20 protein-coding genes are annotated in these 16,067 nt (G+C 28.9%); 19 read left to right on the top strand and 1 reads right to left on the bottom strand.

Annotated features, from left to right (window positions below):
- Positions 1–139 precede the first annotated feature (139 nt).
- The 3 genes from AACZ53_RS03925 (at position 140) to AACZ53_RS03915 (ending at position 3,414) form a co-directional block, all read left to right on the top strand.
- Entirely contained in the window at positions 140–1,696 is a 1,557-nt protein-coding gene (locus tag AACZ53_RS03925; protein WP_339834962.1) for a PglZ domain-containing protein, read from the top strand.
- A gap of 29 nt (positions 1,697–1,725) precedes the next feature.
- Entirely contained in the window at positions 1,726–2,139 is a 414-nt protein-coding gene (tsaE, locus tag AACZ53_RS03920) for a tRNA (adenosine(37)-N6)-threonylcarbamoyltransferase complex ATPase subunit type 1 TsaE (protein WP_339834960.1), read from the top strand.
- A gap of 78 nt (positions 2,140–2,217) precedes the next feature.
- Positions 2,218–3,414 carry an alanine dehydrogenase gene (locus AACZ53_RS03915; protein WP_339834959.1) on the top strand — a complete coding sequence of 399 codons (1,197 nt, stop codon included), beginning with the start codon at positions 2,218–2,220 and terminating at the stop codon, positions 3,412–3,414.
- 113 nt (positions 3,415–3,527) lie between these two features.
- Here the strand turns inward: AACZ53_RS03915 and AACZ53_RS03910 are convergent, their stop codons facing one another.
- Positions 3,528–3,827 carry a hypothetical protein gene (locus AACZ53_RS03910; protein WP_339834958.1) on the bottom strand — a complete coding sequence of 100 codons (300 nt, stop codon included), beginning with the start codon at positions 3,825–3,827 and terminating at the stop codon, positions 3,528–3,530.
- A gap of 122 nt (positions 3,828–3,949) precedes the next feature.
- Between AACZ53_RS03910 and AACZ53_RS03905 the strand changes: the two genes are divergently transcribed.
- The 16 genes from AACZ53_RS03905 to AACZ53_RS03830 all read left to right on the top strand — a co-directional run bounded on the left by AACZ53_RS03905 (position 3,950) and on the right by AACZ53_RS03830 (position 16,066).
- Positions 3,950–4,234 (top strand): hypothetical protein, encoded by a 285-nt coding sequence (locus AACZ53_RS03905; protein ID WP_339834957.1) that lies wholly within the window; start codon positions 3,950–3,952, stop codon positions 4,232–4,234.
- A gap of 10 nt (positions 4,235–4,244) precedes the next feature.
- On the top strand, positions 4,245–4,802 hold the full coding sequence (locus tag AACZ53_RS03900) for a hypothetical protein (RefSeq protein ID WP_339834956.1): 558 nt from the start codon (positions 4,245–4,247) through the stop codon (positions 4,800–4,802).
- Between the two features lie 102 nt (positions 4,803–4,904).
- Entirely contained in the window at positions 4,905–5,096 is a 192-nt protein-coding gene (locus AACZ53_RS03895; protein WP_339834955.1) for a hypothetical protein, read from the top strand.
- Between the two features lie 2 nt (positions 5,097–5,098).
- The gene (locus AACZ53_RS03890; protein WP_339834954.1) at positions 5,099–7,966 is read left to right on the top strand and encodes a hypothetical protein; all 2,868 of its coding nucleotides are present in this window, start codon (positions 5,099–5,101) and stop codon (positions 7,964–7,966) included.
- A 10-nt stretch (positions 7,967–7,976) separates the two neighbouring features.
- The gene (locus tag AACZ53_RS03885; protein ID WP_339834953.1) at positions 7,977–8,144 is read left to right on the top strand and encodes a hypothetical protein; all 168 of its coding nucleotides are present in this window, start codon (positions 7,977–7,979) and stop codon (positions 8,142–8,144) included.
- 5 nt (positions 8,145–8,149) lie between these two features.
- Entirely contained in the window at positions 8,150–8,728 is a 579-nt protein-coding gene (locus tag AACZ53_RS03880) for a hypothetical protein (protein WP_339834952.1), read from the top strand.
- A gap of 22 nt (positions 8,729–8,750) precedes the next feature.
- Entirely contained in the window at positions 8,751–8,978 is a 228-nt protein-coding gene (locus tag AACZ53_RS03875) for a hypothetical protein (protein ID WP_339834951.1), read from the top strand.
- A gap of 402 nt (positions 8,979–9,380) precedes the next feature.
- A complete protein-coding gene (locus tag AACZ53_RS03870; RefSeq protein WP_339834950.1) occupies positions 9,381–10,049 on the top strand; it encodes a hypothetical protein in 669 nt (222 codons plus the stop codon).
- Position 10,050: 1 nt separating this feature from the next.
- Entirely contained in the window at positions 10,051–10,275 is a 225-nt protein-coding gene (locus AACZ53_RS03865) for a hypothetical protein (RefSeq protein WP_339834949.1), read from the top strand.
- A gap of 797 nt (positions 10,276–11,072) precedes the next feature.
- Positions 11,073–11,576 carry a hypothetical protein gene (locus tag AACZ53_RS03860; RefSeq protein WP_339834948.1) on the top strand — a complete coding sequence of 168 codons (504 nt, stop codon included), beginning with the start codon at positions 11,073–11,075 and terminating at the stop codon, positions 11,574–11,576.
- Positions 11,573–13,579 carry a hypothetical protein gene (locus AACZ53_RS03855; protein WP_339834947.1) on the top strand — a complete coding sequence of 669 codons (2,007 nt, stop codon included), beginning with the start codon at positions 11,573–11,575 and terminating at the stop codon, positions 13,577–13,579. Before AACZ53_RS03860 ends, AACZ53_RS03855 begins: the two co-directional genes overlap by 4 nt.
- An 11-nt stretch (positions 13,580–13,590) precedes the next feature.
- Complete coding sequence (locus tag AACZ53_RS03850) at positions 13,591–13,974, top strand: hypothetical protein (protein ID WP_339834945.1); 384 nt, start codon at positions 13,591–13,593, stop codon at positions 13,972–13,974.
- A 2-nt stretch (positions 13,975–13,976) separates the two neighbouring features.
- The gene (locus AACZ53_RS03845) at positions 13,977–14,252 is read left to right on the top strand and encodes a hypothetical protein (protein WP_339834943.1); all 276 of its coding nucleotides are present in this window, start codon (positions 13,977–13,979) and stop codon (positions 14,250–14,252) included.
- A gap of 86 nt (positions 14,253–14,338) precedes the next feature.
- A complete protein-coding gene (locus tag AACZ53_RS03840) occupies positions 14,339–14,899 on the top strand; it encodes a hypothetical protein (RefSeq protein ID WP_339834942.1) in 561 nt (186 codons plus the stop codon).
- A gap of 45 nt (positions 14,900–14,944) precedes the next feature.
- Positions 14,945–15,265, top strand: a complete 321-nt coding sequence (locus AACZ53_RS03835) for a hypothetical protein (protein ID WP_339834941.1) — start codon at positions 14,945–14,947, stop codon at positions 15,263–15,265.
- Between the two features lie 276 nt (positions 15,266–15,541).
- Entirely contained in the window at positions 15,542–16,066 is a 525-nt protein-coding gene (locus AACZ53_RS03830) for a hypothetical protein (protein WP_339834940.1), read from the top strand.
- The last annotated feature ends 1 nt before the right edge of the window (position 16,067 follow it).

Here is a 16,067-nt window from a genome sequence, read left to right as displayed (position 1 = left end):
AAGATTTTAAATTTAGTTTTATTTTATTACTATAATTTTAAAAATTTTATACTAACTTTAATAAATTCAACGTTCATTAAATAGTAACTTGCAATCAGGTTTAAGTACATATTTAATATTCTATTTAGAAAACAAAAACATGAACAAAATAAAAATCCTTTGGGTTGATGATGAAATTGATTTATTAAAACCACATATATTATTCTTAGAAAAGAAAAACTACGATGTTACAACTTGTAATAACGGGCAAGATGCCATAGATTTATTTGAAGAATCTAACTTTGATATAGTTTTTTTGGATGAAAACATGCCTGGTTTAAGTGGCTTGGAAACGCTTTCTGAAATGAAAGAGAAAAAATCTTCTGTTCCTATGATTATGATTACGAAGAGCGAAGAAGAATACATTATGGAAGAAGCCATAGGGTCTAAAATTGCTGATTATTTAATTAAACCCGTTAATCCAAATCAGATTTTATTGAGTTTAAAAAAGAATTTAGACCATTCCCGATTAGTTTCAGACAAAACAACTTTAGATTATCAGAAAGAATTCAGAAAAATAGCAATGGATATGGCTTCAGTCAATTCTTTCGAAGATTGGGTAGAAATGTATAAACGTTTAGTCTTTTGGGAACTAGAACTAGAGAATATTGAATCACAAAGTATGATTGAGATATTGGAAAGTCAAAAATCAGAAGCTAACATGCAATTTGGTAAATTTATTGAACGTAATTATGAAGATTGGTTTACAAATACCAAAGACAAACCCTATTTATCACATGAAATCTTTGGTGAATTAGTTGCACCAGAAATCAGAAAAAAAGAGAAGCCAATACTGTTTATTGTAATTGATAATTTACGTTATGATCAATGGAAAGCATTTGAAAGCATCGTAAATAATCATTATAAAATAGAGAAAGAAGTCAGCTACTACTCTATTTTACCTACTGCTACTCAATACGCTCGTAATGCAATCTTTAGCGGTTTGACACCTTTGGATATGGAGAAAAAATTTCCTCAATATTGGAAAAATGATGTTGATGAAGGTGGAAAAAATATGCATGAAGCTGATTTTTTATCAGAACAATTAAAACGTTTGGGATTAAATATCAAACAAGAATACTATAAAATTACAAATTTTAGAGACGGAAAAAAATTAGCAGAAAACTTCAAAGGTTTAAAAGACAATGATTTAACTACTATAGTTTATAATTTTGTTGACATGCTTTCTCATTCAAAAACAGAAATGGATGTTGTTAAAGAATTAGCTTCTAATGACAAGGCTTACCGTTCACTTACATTGAGTTGGTTTAAAAATTCTCCCTTGTTAGATATGATTCAACAAGCTCAACAAATGGGATTTAAATTAATTCTAACTACAGATCATGGGACAATTAACTGCAAAAACCCTTCAAAAGTAATTGGTGATAAAAATACTAGTTTAAACCTTCGTTATAAAACAGGTAGAAGTCTAACTTATGAAGATAAAGATGTTTATGCCATAAAAGATCCTAAAAAAGTGGGCTTACCAACAATTAACATGAGTAGTTCATATATTTTTGCTAAGAATGACTTATTTTTGGCTTATGTAAACAACTATAACCATTATGTCAGTTATTATCGAAATACATACCAACACGGAGGAATTTCTTTAGAAGAAATGATTATTCCTTTTTTGATATTTGAACCAAGAAATTGATTTTTTAATTGATTATAAATAAAATTTGAATGGAAATTACTTTTTCATTAGATGAAATACAGCAAGTTGCCCAAAAAATACTTTCAACACCAAATTTAAAGAAAGTCATAACTTTTGATGCATTAATGGGAATTGGTAAAACAACTTTAATAAAAGCTTTAGTTAAAGAATTAGATGTGTCCGATAATAGCAGTAGTCCAACTTTCTCAATAGTTAATGAATATCGAACTACAACATTAGAACCTATTTATCATTTTGATTTATATCGATTAAACAATGAAATTGAAGGATATGATATGGGTTTAGACGAATATTTTTATTCAGGAAATTGGTGTTTTATTGAATGGCCGGAAAAAACACCAAACCTTATTCCAATTGATCACGCAAAAATTATTATGAAAGAAATTGAAAATGGTAAACGCCAATTAATTTTAATTAACTAAACCTCTTTTTTTTATTCAAAAACATTTTTTTTAATTATTGAAAAAAATAAGTAACTTGGCACAACTTAACTAAAAACTATGGCATCTTTTTCCCCTTTTTCTAAAATGCAACTAATGCCTCAAGAAGAAAAGCTTGAAATTGCAAGACATAAAAGTGAATTATTTATTGGTTTACCAAAAGAAATCTCTTACCAAGAACGTAGAATTTGTTTAACACCTGATGCTGTAAGTTCATTAGTCGATCAGGGTCATAGAGTTATGATTGAATCTGGAGCTGGGGAAAGTTCAAGTTTTACTGATTTAGATTACAGTAAAGCTGGTGCTGAAGTAACAAATGATACAAAAAAAGTATTCAGTTGTCCCATGATTCTTAAAGTTGAGCCACCAACAATTGATGAAATTGATTTAATAAATCCACAAACAATTGTTCTTTCTGCTATCCAATTAAAAACTCAAAAGAAAGCCTATTTCGAAGCTTTAGCACATAAAAGAATTACAGCATTAGCTTATGAATTCATAAAAGATGAAGATGGCTCATATCCAGCTGTAAAATCACTTTCTGAAATTGCTGGAACTGCTTCAATATTAATTGCAGCTGAATTAATGATTAATGAAAATATTGGCAAAGGACTTTTATTAGGAAATATTACAGGAGTTCCACCTACTGAAGTGGTAATTCTTGGAGCTGGAACTGTGGCTGAATTTGCAGCAAGAACAGCAATTGGTCTTGGTGCAAATGTAAAAGTGTTTGATAATTCTATTACTAAATTAAGAAGACTTCAAAACTTATTAAATCAGCGTATATTTACTTCAACTATACAAGACAAATCACTAATTAAAGCTTTACGCAGATGTGATGTTGCAATTGGTGCTATGAGAGGAAAAAACAGAACACCAATTGTTGTTACTGAGGCTATGGTAGAAAACATGAAAAGAGGTGCTGTAATCGTTGATGTGAGTATCGATTCAGGTGGGAGTTTTGAAACCTCAGAAGTTACTACCCATGAAAAACCAACTTTCATCAAGAATAACGTAATTCATTATTGTGTTCCAAATATTCCTTCTAGATATTCAAAAACAGCTTCATTATCAATAAGCAACATCATAACTCCATTCCTATTACAAATTGCAGAAGATGGTGGCTTAGAAAGTGCGATTAGATGTAACAGAGGATTAAAAAATGGAGTTTATTTCTATCATGGTTTATTAACCAACAAATCTATTGCAGATTGGTTTAATATTGAATATAGAGATATTAATTTGATTGTTTTTTAAATTCATAAAATTATATAAAACAAAAAAGCCTTGCAAATGCAAGGCTTTTTTTGTGATCGCGCCAGAAATCAATTGCACACTGATTAACAGTTAATTATAGTTAGTTCGTGTTATTATCGTGTCACCAGAGTTTTTAATTCGACTAAACGCTCTTCAATTTCATCAATAATAACAGTACTTCTTTTTTTATATTCTTCTCTTGGTTTATTTAAAAGATTTTCATCTTTTAATAAATAGTTCATATCAATTTCTGGAAAAGCATCCAATAATTTTTGAATCCATGTAATTGATAACTTTTCCGAATGCATATGTCTAGAAATTAATTGTTCTGGATAATCCATCATTCTAGCAACTTCCCTATTTGACAAGCCTTTTTTATCAAAAAACTCCTCAACTTTCTCATTAAAAGTCATATATATATAATTTAGAATTAATATAAACTAATCAAATTTGATAAACATTATCTTATAAGTTTATCAAATTTGATAAACATTTGTATATATTTGCTACATAATTACTCAAATATGTATAATTTATGTCAAATGTAGTAGAAAAAACAAAACAAAACAATATGCATTCACATATTGAAGATTCATTCAAAATAATTGATGAATTTTTACCATCTAACTATACATGTTCTGTATGTGAAAAACTAAAATCATACGATACTAGATTTTCCCCATCTGATAGAACTATACGTAATGTAAAAAACAAATATGATGGTTTTGAAAAACAAATATTAATTATCAAAGCGCTAGTCGAGGTAGCATTAGATAATAAAAAAAATATTGAAAGCTTAAAAGAATTAATTAAATCCTAAATCACTTAAAATGACACACGTAAAAACATACCCTGGTATGACAGATTCATCAACTGAATTTTTTTTAGAAAAAGATGAATTAAAAGCAATTCAAAACGGAAAGATTAAAACATTCACAGAACTACCTTTTACAACAATTGAAATCTTAAAAGAGGAAATTGGAAAAAGTATTGATGTTCAAATATCATTACATGCAATGCACCCTACTTCTGATATGAAAAGAATTGAACAATTTGCAACATGCAGATTTGGGGGTTTAGATTTCAATGCAGATATAAAAGATGGTGAAGTACAAGATGGAGAATACTGGCCATGTCCTAATCATGGTAAATGTCCGCACGAAGGAATCCTTTGCAAGTTACCAATGATTAATGAAGTTCGTTTAACAAAAACAGATGTTAAGCTAATGCAGTTATCATGCTCTGAAATGACTAATGAAGTAATAGCAGAAGAAATGAAACTTCCTTTAGGTTCATTTCACAAAGCAAAAAAATATATCCACGATACGGTTGGAGTACAAACAAAACAAGGAATAGCAAACATTTGCTTTTTACTTAACCTCATTTAGCATTGCTAGATATACGTTCTTACCCTTATGGTTTGTGTGCTTACACAAATTTTTATAAAACAACAAACTCCTTTTTCGGAAGGAGTTTTTAAAACAAAAACTATGTGCAAAATAAAAGATATCCAATCGCAAATAAATGCTCAAGAAGCTAGAATAAATCAGTTTAAATCTTCTGAATTATTTAGTGAAGAAAAGAATGTAAAAATATTAAACCAAATGCAATCTCATTTAGAGAAGTTGCAATTAGATATAGCTAAAGAAATCGAAGTTACAAACCCTGAACAAGTAAAATAACAATGAGCTACGTTAAAGACCAAGATATATTTAATGCGACTGATGGTGGTTTACAAATCATACTAGATTATTATCCAGATGCTGCAAAAGTAGTTCATAAAGCTGCTAAAACTTTTAAATTACGAACATCAGAAAAAACAGCGTCTGCATCATTAAAAAAACTACCTGAAGGTATTTGGCTAGTAACTGACTTTGGTGGTGATGCAGTTCCTAGAAATGGTATTCAAGTTTGTATGGTAGAAGAAGGCAAAACATATGGTGAAGCTTGTTCTATTCTTGGCGCAAGATATCATGTTGAAGGGGCTAAACAAGTTATCTATACTCCTACTATTACCAAAAGACCACTCAAAAAAGATGAATCAAAAGGAGATTATTCTTTTGAATATCACGAAACTATTTCAAAAGATCATTTACAATTATTAGGACCAAGAGTTAATGAAGATCATTGTACGGATTATAATTTAAAATCATGTTCTTCCTTTACTTTCTGCAAAGAAAATGAAGCAATAGTTACTACTGCAACTGAAGATTATCCAATATTTGTTTTTGACTTTGGGCACTGGCAAAAAATTTACCAACCAAATTCTTTTGAAAAGCAATTTCGTTTTCGTTATGCTGGTGATAAACCAAAAAGACATGTTTGGGGTTTAGAAGCTGTTGATAAAGAATTCCAGAAAAAAAAGAAAAAAATTGAAGAAGAGGATTACGAATATTCAATTACAGATGAAACTGAAGGGGGAAACACAAAGAAAAAAGAAAAGTTTGATCCTAGATTAGATAGAGTTTTCATAGTATCAGGTGGTTCTGATGCTTTAAATCTACGTTCTTTTGAAGAATATCCTATTTGGTTTAACTCTGAATCAGAACATTTAGAATGGGAAGATTATAAAGTTCTTAAAACAAAAGCAAAGGAAATTATATATATCGCAGATTTAGACCACACTGGAGTAAAGCAAGGTATTGAAGTAGGTTTAAAATTTCTAGATGTAAAATTATTATGGCTTCCAGAAAAATTAAAGCAGCTAAAGGACAGAAAAGGAAATCCAAAAAAAGATTTTAAAGACTATGTTCAAACATTTTATCAAGCTTCAAATAAATCATTCATCAATGGTTTTAATAAGCTTGTTGCGAACTCTTTGCCTTTACAATTTTGGACTGAACATTTTAACCCAAGTACAAAAAAAACCACTTACAATTTATCAAATACTAAATTGTATCATTTCCTCTCAAAACTAGGCTTTGGAAGATACGAAGCTGAAAATTTTAAAGATGGTTACATATACATAAAAAAAGAAGGTTCAATAGTAAGAATTCTAGAGCCTTACATGATTGAAAATTTTGTACATAAATTCCTTGAAGATAGAGGAATGGCAACTGAATTGAGAGATTATGTATATAAATCACCACAGTTAGGAGAAAAGAGTTTATCAAAATTGCCAGCATTACATATTAATTTTTCTGATGCAGACAGAGAAAATCAGTTTTGGTTCTTTAATAGAAAGGTTTGGCAGATTACCGGAACTGAAATTAAAGAATTTAAACAAGGTGAAGTTGATAAATATGTATGGGAAGATAAAGTTTTAGATTTTGAAGTAAAATTAGAAGAAGATCATTTCAAAATCAAAAAAGACGAATCTGGAAATTGGGACATTGATATCATGAACAAAGAAAATATGTTCTTGAATTATTTAATAAATACTTCAAGAGTGCATTGGAAAAAAGACTTGGAGGATTCATTTGAAGGAAGACCACAAAAAGAAATGGATGCTTATTTTGAAACTAATCATTTCAATATTGCCGGTAAAAACCTTTCAGATGATGAAGTACATGAGCAAAAGCTTCATTTGATCAATAAAATTTACAGCATTGGTTATATGCTACACAAGTATAAAAATTACAATAAACCTTGGGCTGTTTTTGCAATGGATAATAAAGTCTCTGATTTAGGAGAAAGTCATGGTGGAACTGGTAAAAGTTTGTGTTATAGTTTTCTAAATAAAATCAATAAAAGAAGGGTTTATTTAAAAGGTCGTGACCCAAAACTAACTCAAAATGATTTTATCTATCATGAAGTAACTGAAGATACTGACTACATTTTAATCGATGATGCAACACAGTATTTAAATTTTGATTTCTTCTTCTCTGAAATTACGGGATCATTAAAAGTTAATCCTAAAAATGGTTCACCATTCGAAATTGACTTTGCTAAATCTCCAAAATTTTGTTTTACATCAAACTTTGCTCTTAGAAATGTTGATCCATCAACAGCTCGTAGATTATTGATAAGTGTTTTTTCAGATTATTACCATTCAAATGATGATGATGAATACAAGCAAATTCGAAAAGTATCAGATGATTTTAATGGAAAAAATTTGTTCACTGATTTTAGTTGGGATGATTATAACATGTACTATAATTTTTGCGGTCAAGCGGTTAAGTTTTTTTTAAGCATAGAAGAAAAGATAAATCCTCCAATGGATAATGTTACCAAAAGAACATTACAAGTTGAAATGGGAGATGCTTTTCAAGGTTGGGCTGAGGCTTTCTTTAACAATACAGATGAAAACGGAAAGCTTAAGTATTTGAATGAATTTGTGATGAAAGAATTTGCCTTCGAAGAGTTTTTAAAAGCTACAAAGCAAACCAAATGGACTCAAAATAAATTTAAAAAAGCCTTAATGGCCTTATGTAAATGGAATGAAGGATGGGTTTTTAACCCAAAAGAATTACACAATTCTGGAAATAGAATTATTAAAACAATCAACAATAAATCAGAAGAAGTATTCTACATAGACACCACTAAATCTGAGCAAATTGCAAAAGTTGAAAGTCAAATAACAGAAGTACCAAAAGACGATATACCATATTAAAAAACGGAATATGTACACTAAACTAGAAATAATTGAAATATTCATGAACTGTAAAAACATAGAAGAATTTGAAGTTGTATGTGCTGCTTTCTTCTGGGATATAGATAATAATTTTATGAAAAGAAGTGATTTTTTACACAGACTTTCAAATATAATATTAGATAAACTTCAAAATTAAGAACCATGGAAACAAAGTTTTTTACAATACCAGGAAGATTACAAAAATGCGTGAAATCTGATATTATTTCGCACACAGGACAATTTACTGAAAACACTTTGTTTTTCATAAAGAACATTGGAACACTTAATTTTTACGGAACCTATAAGCTTCAGAATGTAAATACACATTTAGATTCTTATGAAGTAACAAGAAACAAAAAATATTATAAAAAAGAAGTTGAAGTATTAGTAGCAAGTAATTTGATATACAAATTAATAGCTGATGATACTAATGCAGAATTGATATTCAAAATGTATATAAGAACTGCCGATGAATTTGATTTGTTTGAAGGAGCTAATTTTCTAGCGATGAATACAATTTACTATCTAATGTCTTCTGAGAATCATCAAGGAACTTTTAAAGTTAATTCAGATTCAGATTCTAAATTAGAACAAATGAAATATAATGCTATTCAAGGACCATTTTTTATAAGTCCTTATACAAATATTGATTCTATTAAAACCAAAATTGCTGAAGGTTCGATTTTCGTTCCTTATAAAAAGCAAAAGTTTGAACAAATTGAAATACAAAAAACCGCATAATAATCACTTAAATAAAAACACAATGGCAAAAAGAAAATTTTCAAGAAAAGGAGAAACTCCTAAAGCGTATCAATGTTGCAATCAAAAATGCAAATGGGAAGGCACAGATGAAGAAAAAGTAGAAAAAGAAACTAGACGTCATGAATTAAAAGTATTCGACTTAACATGTCCAGAATGCGGAAACAATGATTTCTATGGATTACTAGAGGAACCAATAAAAACTAAAGTTAATGAAGTTTCACAAGTTTAGTAAGCTCCTATGTAAAATGGGAATACATAAAAAAAGGAAAGTAAAAAAGTCAGGTGAAGTTAATTGGTCCATTCTCACTATAGAAGTTACCGAATGTACTATTTGTCAAAAACTGTTTTAAACAGTCCAAATTTTAAAAAAATATAAATAAAAATGACACCAAAAAAAATCCTTTGCGATATCATCAACCAGAAAGGAGGTGAACGCGTAACGCACATTGATCAAATATCAATTGGTGCAAATGGCAGAGAGTTATTCGCAATATGCGAGCAATTCTCAATTAGAAGTATGCAATACTTATACAAGCGAGATCTAAGAGTATCGAGGCTCTTGTATTTCATCATTGGAGTAATTGCAACAATAGTATTCAACTTAATATTTTAATCACTTAAAAAACACAAAATGACACAAAAATTCATCCCTATTTTATTTTCAACCGAAATGGTTAACGCCATTTTAGAAGGTAGAAAAACACAAACAAGAAGAGTTGTAAAATTCGATAACTATCCCCCAAAATTAACCCATAAGCATCATTCTAAAAAGACAGTTAAAGGTTTTGAAGTTTATGATGGCAACAACGAATTAGATGGAAATCTAATATTTAGACATGGTAACGTGGGTGATATCCTTTGGGTTAGAGAATCATTTTATACTGCTAGTAATTATAATCATTGGAATCCAAGATTATTAATTAATTGTAATGTTGAAATATTTTACAAAGCTGATATTCAAAATAGCTCTATAAAACAGCCATTAAATAGAGGTAAAAAAAGGCCATCCATTCACATGCCAAAAGAAGCATGTAGAATTTTTCTAAAAGTAACAAATGTAAGAGTCGAAAGGTTAAATGATATTTCCCGAATTGACGCAATTGATGAAGGAGTTGATTTTGTTCATGGAGTTTCTACAAAGATTTATTATAATTATGAAAGTTTAGAATTTGGTTGTACTCCAAAAGAATCCTTTCTAACACTTTGGAAAAAAATAAACGGAAACGAATCCCTTAATAGTAACCCTTTCGTTTGGGTTATAGAATTTGAAAAAATTGATAAACCTCAGAACTTCATATAACATGCATGACTTAACACCAAATCAAATCAAGAAAATAGCATCAGATATTTTAGTAGAAAATGATTTTCCAATTGCCTCAAAGATTTACATGATAGTAGATGACAATCAAAGTTCTATTCTAATAAGTTTTAAAGTAAACAATGAACCAAAATCAATTAGTACTTCTTGTACTGACATTGAAGACTATAAAAACAAGTTCACAAAACAAGTAAAATTAATAGTTTAAATAAGTTTTCAGCATAATTTTAACGAAGGCTTTTAAAGCAATGTTGTAAGATTAGGAAGCTATGAACTAAGTGTCAAATTGAGAATAAAAAAAAGTAAAAATTAACAATCGGAATTATCGGAATTCCTATAAATTCCTAAAAATTCCAATAAAACCTCGTTTAAAAGCGGGGTTTTTGTGTTTTTACATCATGCTAGAACCACTGGATCCGTTGGAATCAATCTAAAATACAATGCAGATATCAAGAAATTCTCAATTTCACAGATAAGCATTCACCAGGATTCCATTATTCAGAAATTAAAAGAAGATAGTAGGCTCTACTACTTTTATTTCAAGATGAAATAAGCCTTTTCCAGCACTTACACATTACAAATATATTCTTTATCCATTCTAGCGAAAAGGTCGCGTATGTGTGCCTCATGTTTCCCCTCCTCCCTCCCCTTTCTTATAAACATATAAAAAACTGTAATTTTGTAATATACGATGGAATGTGTTGAAAATGCTATGAAAATTAATTACAATTTAAATGTAATTTTGTAATATAAATTACAAAAAAAATGTAATTAAAAGTAACCGTACAATTTTACATTTTTCTTTTCTTCCCAAATTACAAAACGGTTGTAACTTAAAAAACCTATATTTTACAGTACCTAACAAGCTATAAAAACTAAAAATTACAGAATTACACTTTTTTAATGAACTTTTTAGAAAATTACTTATCGTTTTTGATTATTTTAAACAAAAAACTTTATCAAAATAGATAAACTTTTTATATCTTCGTGAAAACATAAAATGTTATGCAACTGCTTGATAGAGTTCTTTCTAATATAAATTTATGTGGCGTTGAATTAGCTTTTCAAGGTGATGCTCTTCATTCTGTTATTGAAGGATGGCAGCCTTTCTATAATTCACAATTTGAAAATACTGATTTTCAAAAAGTATATGCCTCATTATCATCAATTGATTTTTCTGAAGAAAGTACTGAAAGCAAAGCAGGAACTTCTTATAAACAAAAAGCAGTATTTCGTTTTCCAAATTCTGATCCATATAGAGCTGATAGAATAGCATTATTAATGAATGCTAAATTTATTAAACTAAAACAAACCAACGGTTTAGATATAGTTATAGGAAGGAATGATATCAATCAGAATTCAAAACCAAAAAGAACAATTAAACAAAATCATCAGTTAGCTGAATTCACTTTTGAGAGTTCATCAATATTTGCATCTGGATATACTCCAAACTTTAATGTGTTTGGATTACCAGTTTTTATTCCATTAAATTTAATTACAACACCATGAGCAATTCTTTAGATTGGGAAGATAAAATAAATTCTCCAGAGCTAGAAGCTTGGTTTCAGCAATTCGGATTAAAATACTATTTGAATGCCGAACAAATTAATCAAATCAGAGATAGAATTAATTTTCTATTATTAAATAGTACTTCTGAATCTGATAAAATAATTGATGATAAAGGATTCGAAATTGAAAATGGAATTTTTAAAGCTAATCCTGATACTGTTTGGAATATTAACGGTCAACAATACAGTAATACATCATTAGTAGGAATTCCTATTGCTTTGGCAGCTGCAGGAATGAAAGTTTTTTATAGAATAGTATTAAATACCAGTAATACTTTCGAATTAATAGTTGGTGAAGAAAGTGATACTTCACCAGCAGTTCCGAATAAAGAAGTTGATCAGTTAGATTATACAATTGTCTTGGTAGATGAAGCTTCGATCGGAACTCCAACAGTTCCTATGGTTGGAGGAGAATATATTAAAAAAGTTTTTTCAGATACTTATGTTTTCGATGGTTCGGGAGCTTTAGTTTCAATTCCATTTTTACCAAATGGAAAATCATTTATAAAATTAACTAATCCAGGTTTAACATCAATATCGGGTTTTGATTTTACATTATTAACCTCGGGTAGTGAATATCCGCATGAAGGAAAGTTTATTTATTTGCAAAACTTAACAGGCAATCCAGTTGAGTTAAAACACAACGATATTGCTGGAATAGAGTTTCCAATTCTTCTAAAAAATGAAATATCAGTAATTATTCCAGACAAAGAAATTGTTTTTTTAAGATTTAAAAATGTAGAAGTTGAAGAGGTTTTTCGTAGCTGGGAATCACAAGACCTTCAAAACGTTATAGATAAAGGTGGTTATTGGAGCTCAGCAGATAATAACGCTTATTTAGAATTTTCGAATGAGAATTTTATTTATTCTGCCTCAGATACAGCAAACGATTTTGTTTCTTCAATATATTTAGACAAAGATGGTTTTGCTATCATATCGAGTACTGTAAAAAACACAAGTCTTGGAGTTAAATTTCGCAATTCTTCTGGAACAATTTCAGGTGGTTTTTTAAATTTAATGTCAGATGTTAAAAGTTATGCAGACGCATTATTGAGAAGAAATCGAATATTCTTTACTAGAAACGCAATTAAAATTTCCTCTAATCCTAATCAAGCAGATATTGGAGTAAACATTACAACAGACAACCTAACATCTGACATTAATATTCAGTTTGGTTTAGGTGGTGGTACAGTTGCTTATGAAGGAGCTTTAAATTTAAAACAAAACACAATAATAAACGATGCTGGCGGTGTTACAGGAAATTTACTAGAGAGAAACTCTAGTGGTATTTATGTGCCTAAAAGTTTAAAAAGTTTAAATCAAAGTAAAGTTCCTTTTGAAAAAAGTCCCATTCAACTTAGTTTAATTAGTTCGTGGGATAATTTTAACAGAGAAGATGGAGATATTGGTAATTCAGATTCTGTACACGCTTGGACTTCAATAGGCGATGGTAGTATTAAAATAGTTTCAAATACTATCAAAAAAATTGGTGGAGCAAACGTCTTTCCACAATTAGGGTATTTATCAACATTTAATAATTCAGATTCAAAAGAAATAGAAATAATTTCATCTTGCTTGACTAGCGATTTTCAAGGAGCACTTTATTTTAAAGATATTAATAACTATATATACGCTGGATTTAATCAAAACACATTTCAGATAAAAATAAAAATAGCAAGTGCTGAAAGTATTTTTTACAGTGCATCATTACCTATATCTAACAGATATAGAGGAATAAAATTAAAAACAATTTTCTCATTGTATAGAAATAGTACTGATACAAAATTAATTGCAAATATTCAAATACCGTCATTATCGATTAATCAAACGATTGACATGAGTGTTTATTTTGCTGTTTTTGACACCTTTGCACCTGGAGTTGTACTTGAAGGCATTTATGGAGGAGCTATCTATAGTTTTAGTCATAAAAAATTATCTTTATAATAATAAAAAAAATGAAAAAAAAAGTAAACAAAATAGAAATAGATGGGGTTTTTCAAGCGGATTTATCAAATTATCCATTAGATAAATGGAATGTTTTAACCACCATTTTACAAGGAGAAGAATATTTAATTGAATTGGAGTATATCGGTATTGTTCCTTATGAGATTTCTCAAATAAATTTAAGAAAACAGCTTATTTTAAATAATATTTCAATTAAATCAATTGATGCTTTAATTCAAACTCTACCAAATCCTGATAGAGAATTAATTTACACAATGTGGGAGTATGCTGTTGTTTTCGATAGAGATAGTGAAGAATTGAACCAAATGGCACAAATGCTTGGAGTTACTTCTGAGAAGTTAGATGAACTTTTTATTAATGGAAATAAATTATAATAATGGGGTTATTATTATTTTTAATCGCAACAATTCTTTGGTTACCATTAACCTTTTTAAATTGGGTTGCTGTTGCTTATAAATTTGGTTTATCAAACAAATACTTTCTTGAAACAGCTATTGATATTGATCGCTTTGGAAACAGAAACTTTAGAACATTATTAAATATAACATTTTATCTTGATGGATTTCATTTCGATATTATGTGTGAACAAGAAATCATTTCAGATAAAATAGTAACACCATCATCACCATCACATAAATTTGGTGGTAATTAAAAACGATAAAAAATTATGTAACACATAAAATTACCCGGTTAATTGGCGGTTTTTATTACTCAAAAACAATTTAATATTCCTTCTTAATGCAAGAATTAGTTCATACAAATATTAGACCTCACTTAGTTTCTTTCTTTATGAAAGAATTCAACGGAATAGAAGCTTCATATGAGGGAAGAAAAGTTATGTATGTACGTTTTTTACCGTCATCTTCTATTGCAAAATATTTGTATGAACTAATTAATTATAAAAGAAAGAGAGATAAGCAAGATCAGTTTTTGTTATTTCTATCCTTAGAAAAAAAGAAAACCTTTCAATATTCCGGACTTCTTTATATTGATCAAGAAGGTGTAAAATCTCCTTTGTTATTAGAAACAAAAAAAGCAAAGCATTTTAATGATTTGTTAGAAGACATGTTCAGAGTTTCCTTTGTCTTTTTTATCAATGGTTCTGTTCGTTCTGGCTTAGAAGTTAGAGACGCCATAAATTCATTTATTGATGATTATGAATTATTAGATTGTGGTTTCGACAATGAAACATTAAGAGGTCTTTATTACCGTCAAAAAAAAACTAAAATTTTATCAAGATTTCAGGTTCAATCTTCGAACCAGGTTTTAAATTATGCTTCAAACCATGTCACACACTAGGATATAATATTGCTTTACTTTCGAGCTATATTAAAGACCTACATAATGAAAGATAATTTTAATTCAGAATTTGTTAATCAAATATTCATTTTTTTAGCTTCAATTTCTACGACATTTTATGCTTTATTTTCTACAGAGCATAAGGAATCAATTAAACGAACAATCCTAATAGGTAAAATACTTGGTTCTGTCATAGTTGCATTTTTTTTAATGCCAGCTGTAATGGAATATTTTAACCTATCTATTAAAATGACTCTTCTAGCTACTGTAATAGTTGCGTATGGATTAGAGGAATTTTTAAAAACAGCGGTTAGAAAATTAACCAAAACAATTGATAAAGATGGAAAAGATGATACTGATAATTAATTGGATAGTTTTTGGGTGTTTGTTTTTTGCTTTTTTTATTAAAACAACAGACCAAAAAGAGCGTAGTATTTGCAGAAAATCTGCCTATATAATATTAACATTTTTCTCACTTTTTATGAGTGTTTCATTTTTCAAACATGCTTTTATTTATAACGATGAAAAGAATGTTTTAGATATTAATGCAATCGAAACAATTTTCAATGTTTTGATATTATTTCTAATGATAACAAAGGTTAAAGAAGATAAAATTTTCAACAAATTAAAAAAGAAGAAATAATGGTAGAAAGAATAAAAGTTTCAAAACACTTTCATTTAGACGAGTTTGTAGATCCTTTTACATACTTCACAGAAAACGATAGAGGTATTTCAAAAATAGACAATAGCCTCTTTAAAATAGCAGATTTAATGCGTGAAAAACTTGGAAAACCATTAAGAATTAATAATTGGTGGGCTTTTTATGCAGCTAATTCCGAAAAGTCTAATGAGTGGTTAATAAAAAAAATAGAAGCTTCATATTATTCAAAATGGAGTGGTTTCCGTTCAATTAAATGTAGAATTGGAGCTAAACTTTCAGCTCATAAACTTGGTAGAGCAATTGACCCAAAAGGCGATGAAGAAGCAATGTTCAAAATTGTAAAAGACAATATCAAGGAATTTTACAATTTAGGGTTAAGAAGACTTGAAGATCCATCAATAACAAAAGGTTGGTTACACATGGATATTCATACATTAAATGTTCAACCTAATACGATTAGAGTTGTTGATTTAAAAAAATGCACACAAACTTTAAAAGTAGCTTAGT

Origin of the sequence: uncultured Flavobacterium sp. (assembly GCF_963975005.1) — a bacterium.
Classification (GTDB): domain Bacteria; phylum Bacteroidota; class Bacteroidia; order Flavobacteriales; family Flavobacteriaceae; genus Flavobacterium.
This window is presented reverse-complemented; position numbering and strand designations above follow the sequence as displayed.

What these genes read in the sequence shown, in the direction of transcription:
- AACZ53_RS03925 (WP_339834962.1), top strand. Translation starts at nt 140, where the DNA reads ATGAACAAAATAAAAATCCTTTGGGTTGATGATGAAATTGATTTATTA.
- tsaE (WP_339834960.1), top strand. Translation starts at nt 1,726, where the DNA reads ATGGAAATTACTTTTTCATTAGATGAAATACAGCAAGTTGCCCAAAAA.
- AACZ53_RS03915 (WP_339834959.1), top strand. Translation starts at nt 2,218, where the DNA reads ATGGCATCTTTTTCCCCTTTTTCTAAAATGCAACTAATGCCTCAAGAA.
- AACZ53_RS03910 (WP_339834958.1), bottom strand. Translation starts at nt 3,827, where the DNA reads ATGACTTTTAATGAGAAAGTTGAGGAGTTTTTTGATAAAAAAGGCTTG.
- AACZ53_RS03905 (WP_339834957.1), top strand. Translation starts at nt 3,950, where the DNA reads ATGTCAAATGTAGTAGAAAAAACAAAACAAAACAATATGCATTCACAT.
- AACZ53_RS03900 (WP_339834956.1), top strand. Translation starts at nt 4,245, where the DNA reads ATGACACACGTAAAAACATACCCTGGTATGACAGATTCATCAACTGAA.
- AACZ53_RS03895 (WP_339834955.1), top strand. Translation starts at nt 4,905, where the DNA reads ATGTGCAAAATAAAAGATATCCAATCGCAAATAAATGCTCAAGAAGCT.
- AACZ53_RS03890 (WP_339834954.1), top strand. Translation starts at nt 5,099, where the DNA reads ATGAGCTACGTTAAAGACCAAGATATATTTAATGCGACTGATGGTGGT.
- AACZ53_RS03885 (WP_339834953.1), top strand. Translation starts at nt 7,977, where the DNA reads ATGTACACTAAACTAGAAATAATTGAAATATTCATGAACTGTAAAAAC.
- AACZ53_RS03880 (WP_339834952.1), top strand. Translation starts at nt 8,150, where the DNA reads ATGGAAACAAAGTTTTTTACAATACCAGGAAGATTACAAAAATGCGTG.
- AACZ53_RS03875 (WP_339834951.1), top strand. Translation starts at nt 8,751, where the DNA reads ATGGCAAAAAGAAAATTTTCAAGAAAAGGAGAAACTCCTAAAGCGTAT.
- AACZ53_RS03870 (WP_339834950.1), top strand. Translation starts at nt 9,381, where the DNA reads ATGACACAAAAATTCATCCCTATTTTATTTTCAACCGAAATGGTTAAC.
- AACZ53_RS03865 (WP_339834949.1), top strand. Translation starts at nt 10,051, where the DNA reads ATGCATGACTTAACACCAAATCAAATCAAGAAAATAGCATCAGATATT.
- AACZ53_RS03860 (WP_339834948.1), top strand. Translation starts at nt 11,073, where the DNA reads ATGCAACTGCTTGATAGAGTTCTTTCTAATATAAATTTATGTGGCGTT.
- AACZ53_RS03855 (WP_339834947.1), top strand. Translation starts at nt 11,573, where the DNA reads ATGAGCAATTCTTTAGATTGGGAAGATAAAATAAATTCTCCAGAGCTA.
- AACZ53_RS03850 (WP_339834945.1), top strand. Translation starts at nt 13,591, where the DNA reads ATGAAAAAAAAAGTAAACAAAATAGAAATAGATGGGGTTTTTCAAGCG.
- AACZ53_RS03845 (WP_339834943.1), top strand. Translation starts at nt 13,977, where the DNA reads ATGGGGTTATTATTATTTTTAATCGCAACAATTCTTTGGTTACCATTA.
- AACZ53_RS03840 (WP_339834942.1), top strand. Translation starts at nt 14,339, where the DNA reads ATGCAAGAATTAGTTCATACAAATATTAGACCTCACTTAGTTTCTTTC.
- AACZ53_RS03835 (WP_339834941.1), top strand. Translation starts at nt 14,945, where the DNA reads ATGAAAGATAATTTTAATTCAGAATTTGTTAATCAAATATTCATTTTT.
- AACZ53_RS03830 (WP_339834940.1), top strand. Translation starts at nt 15,542, where the DNA reads ATGGTAGAAAGAATAAAAGTTTCAAAACACTTTCATTTAGACGAGTTT.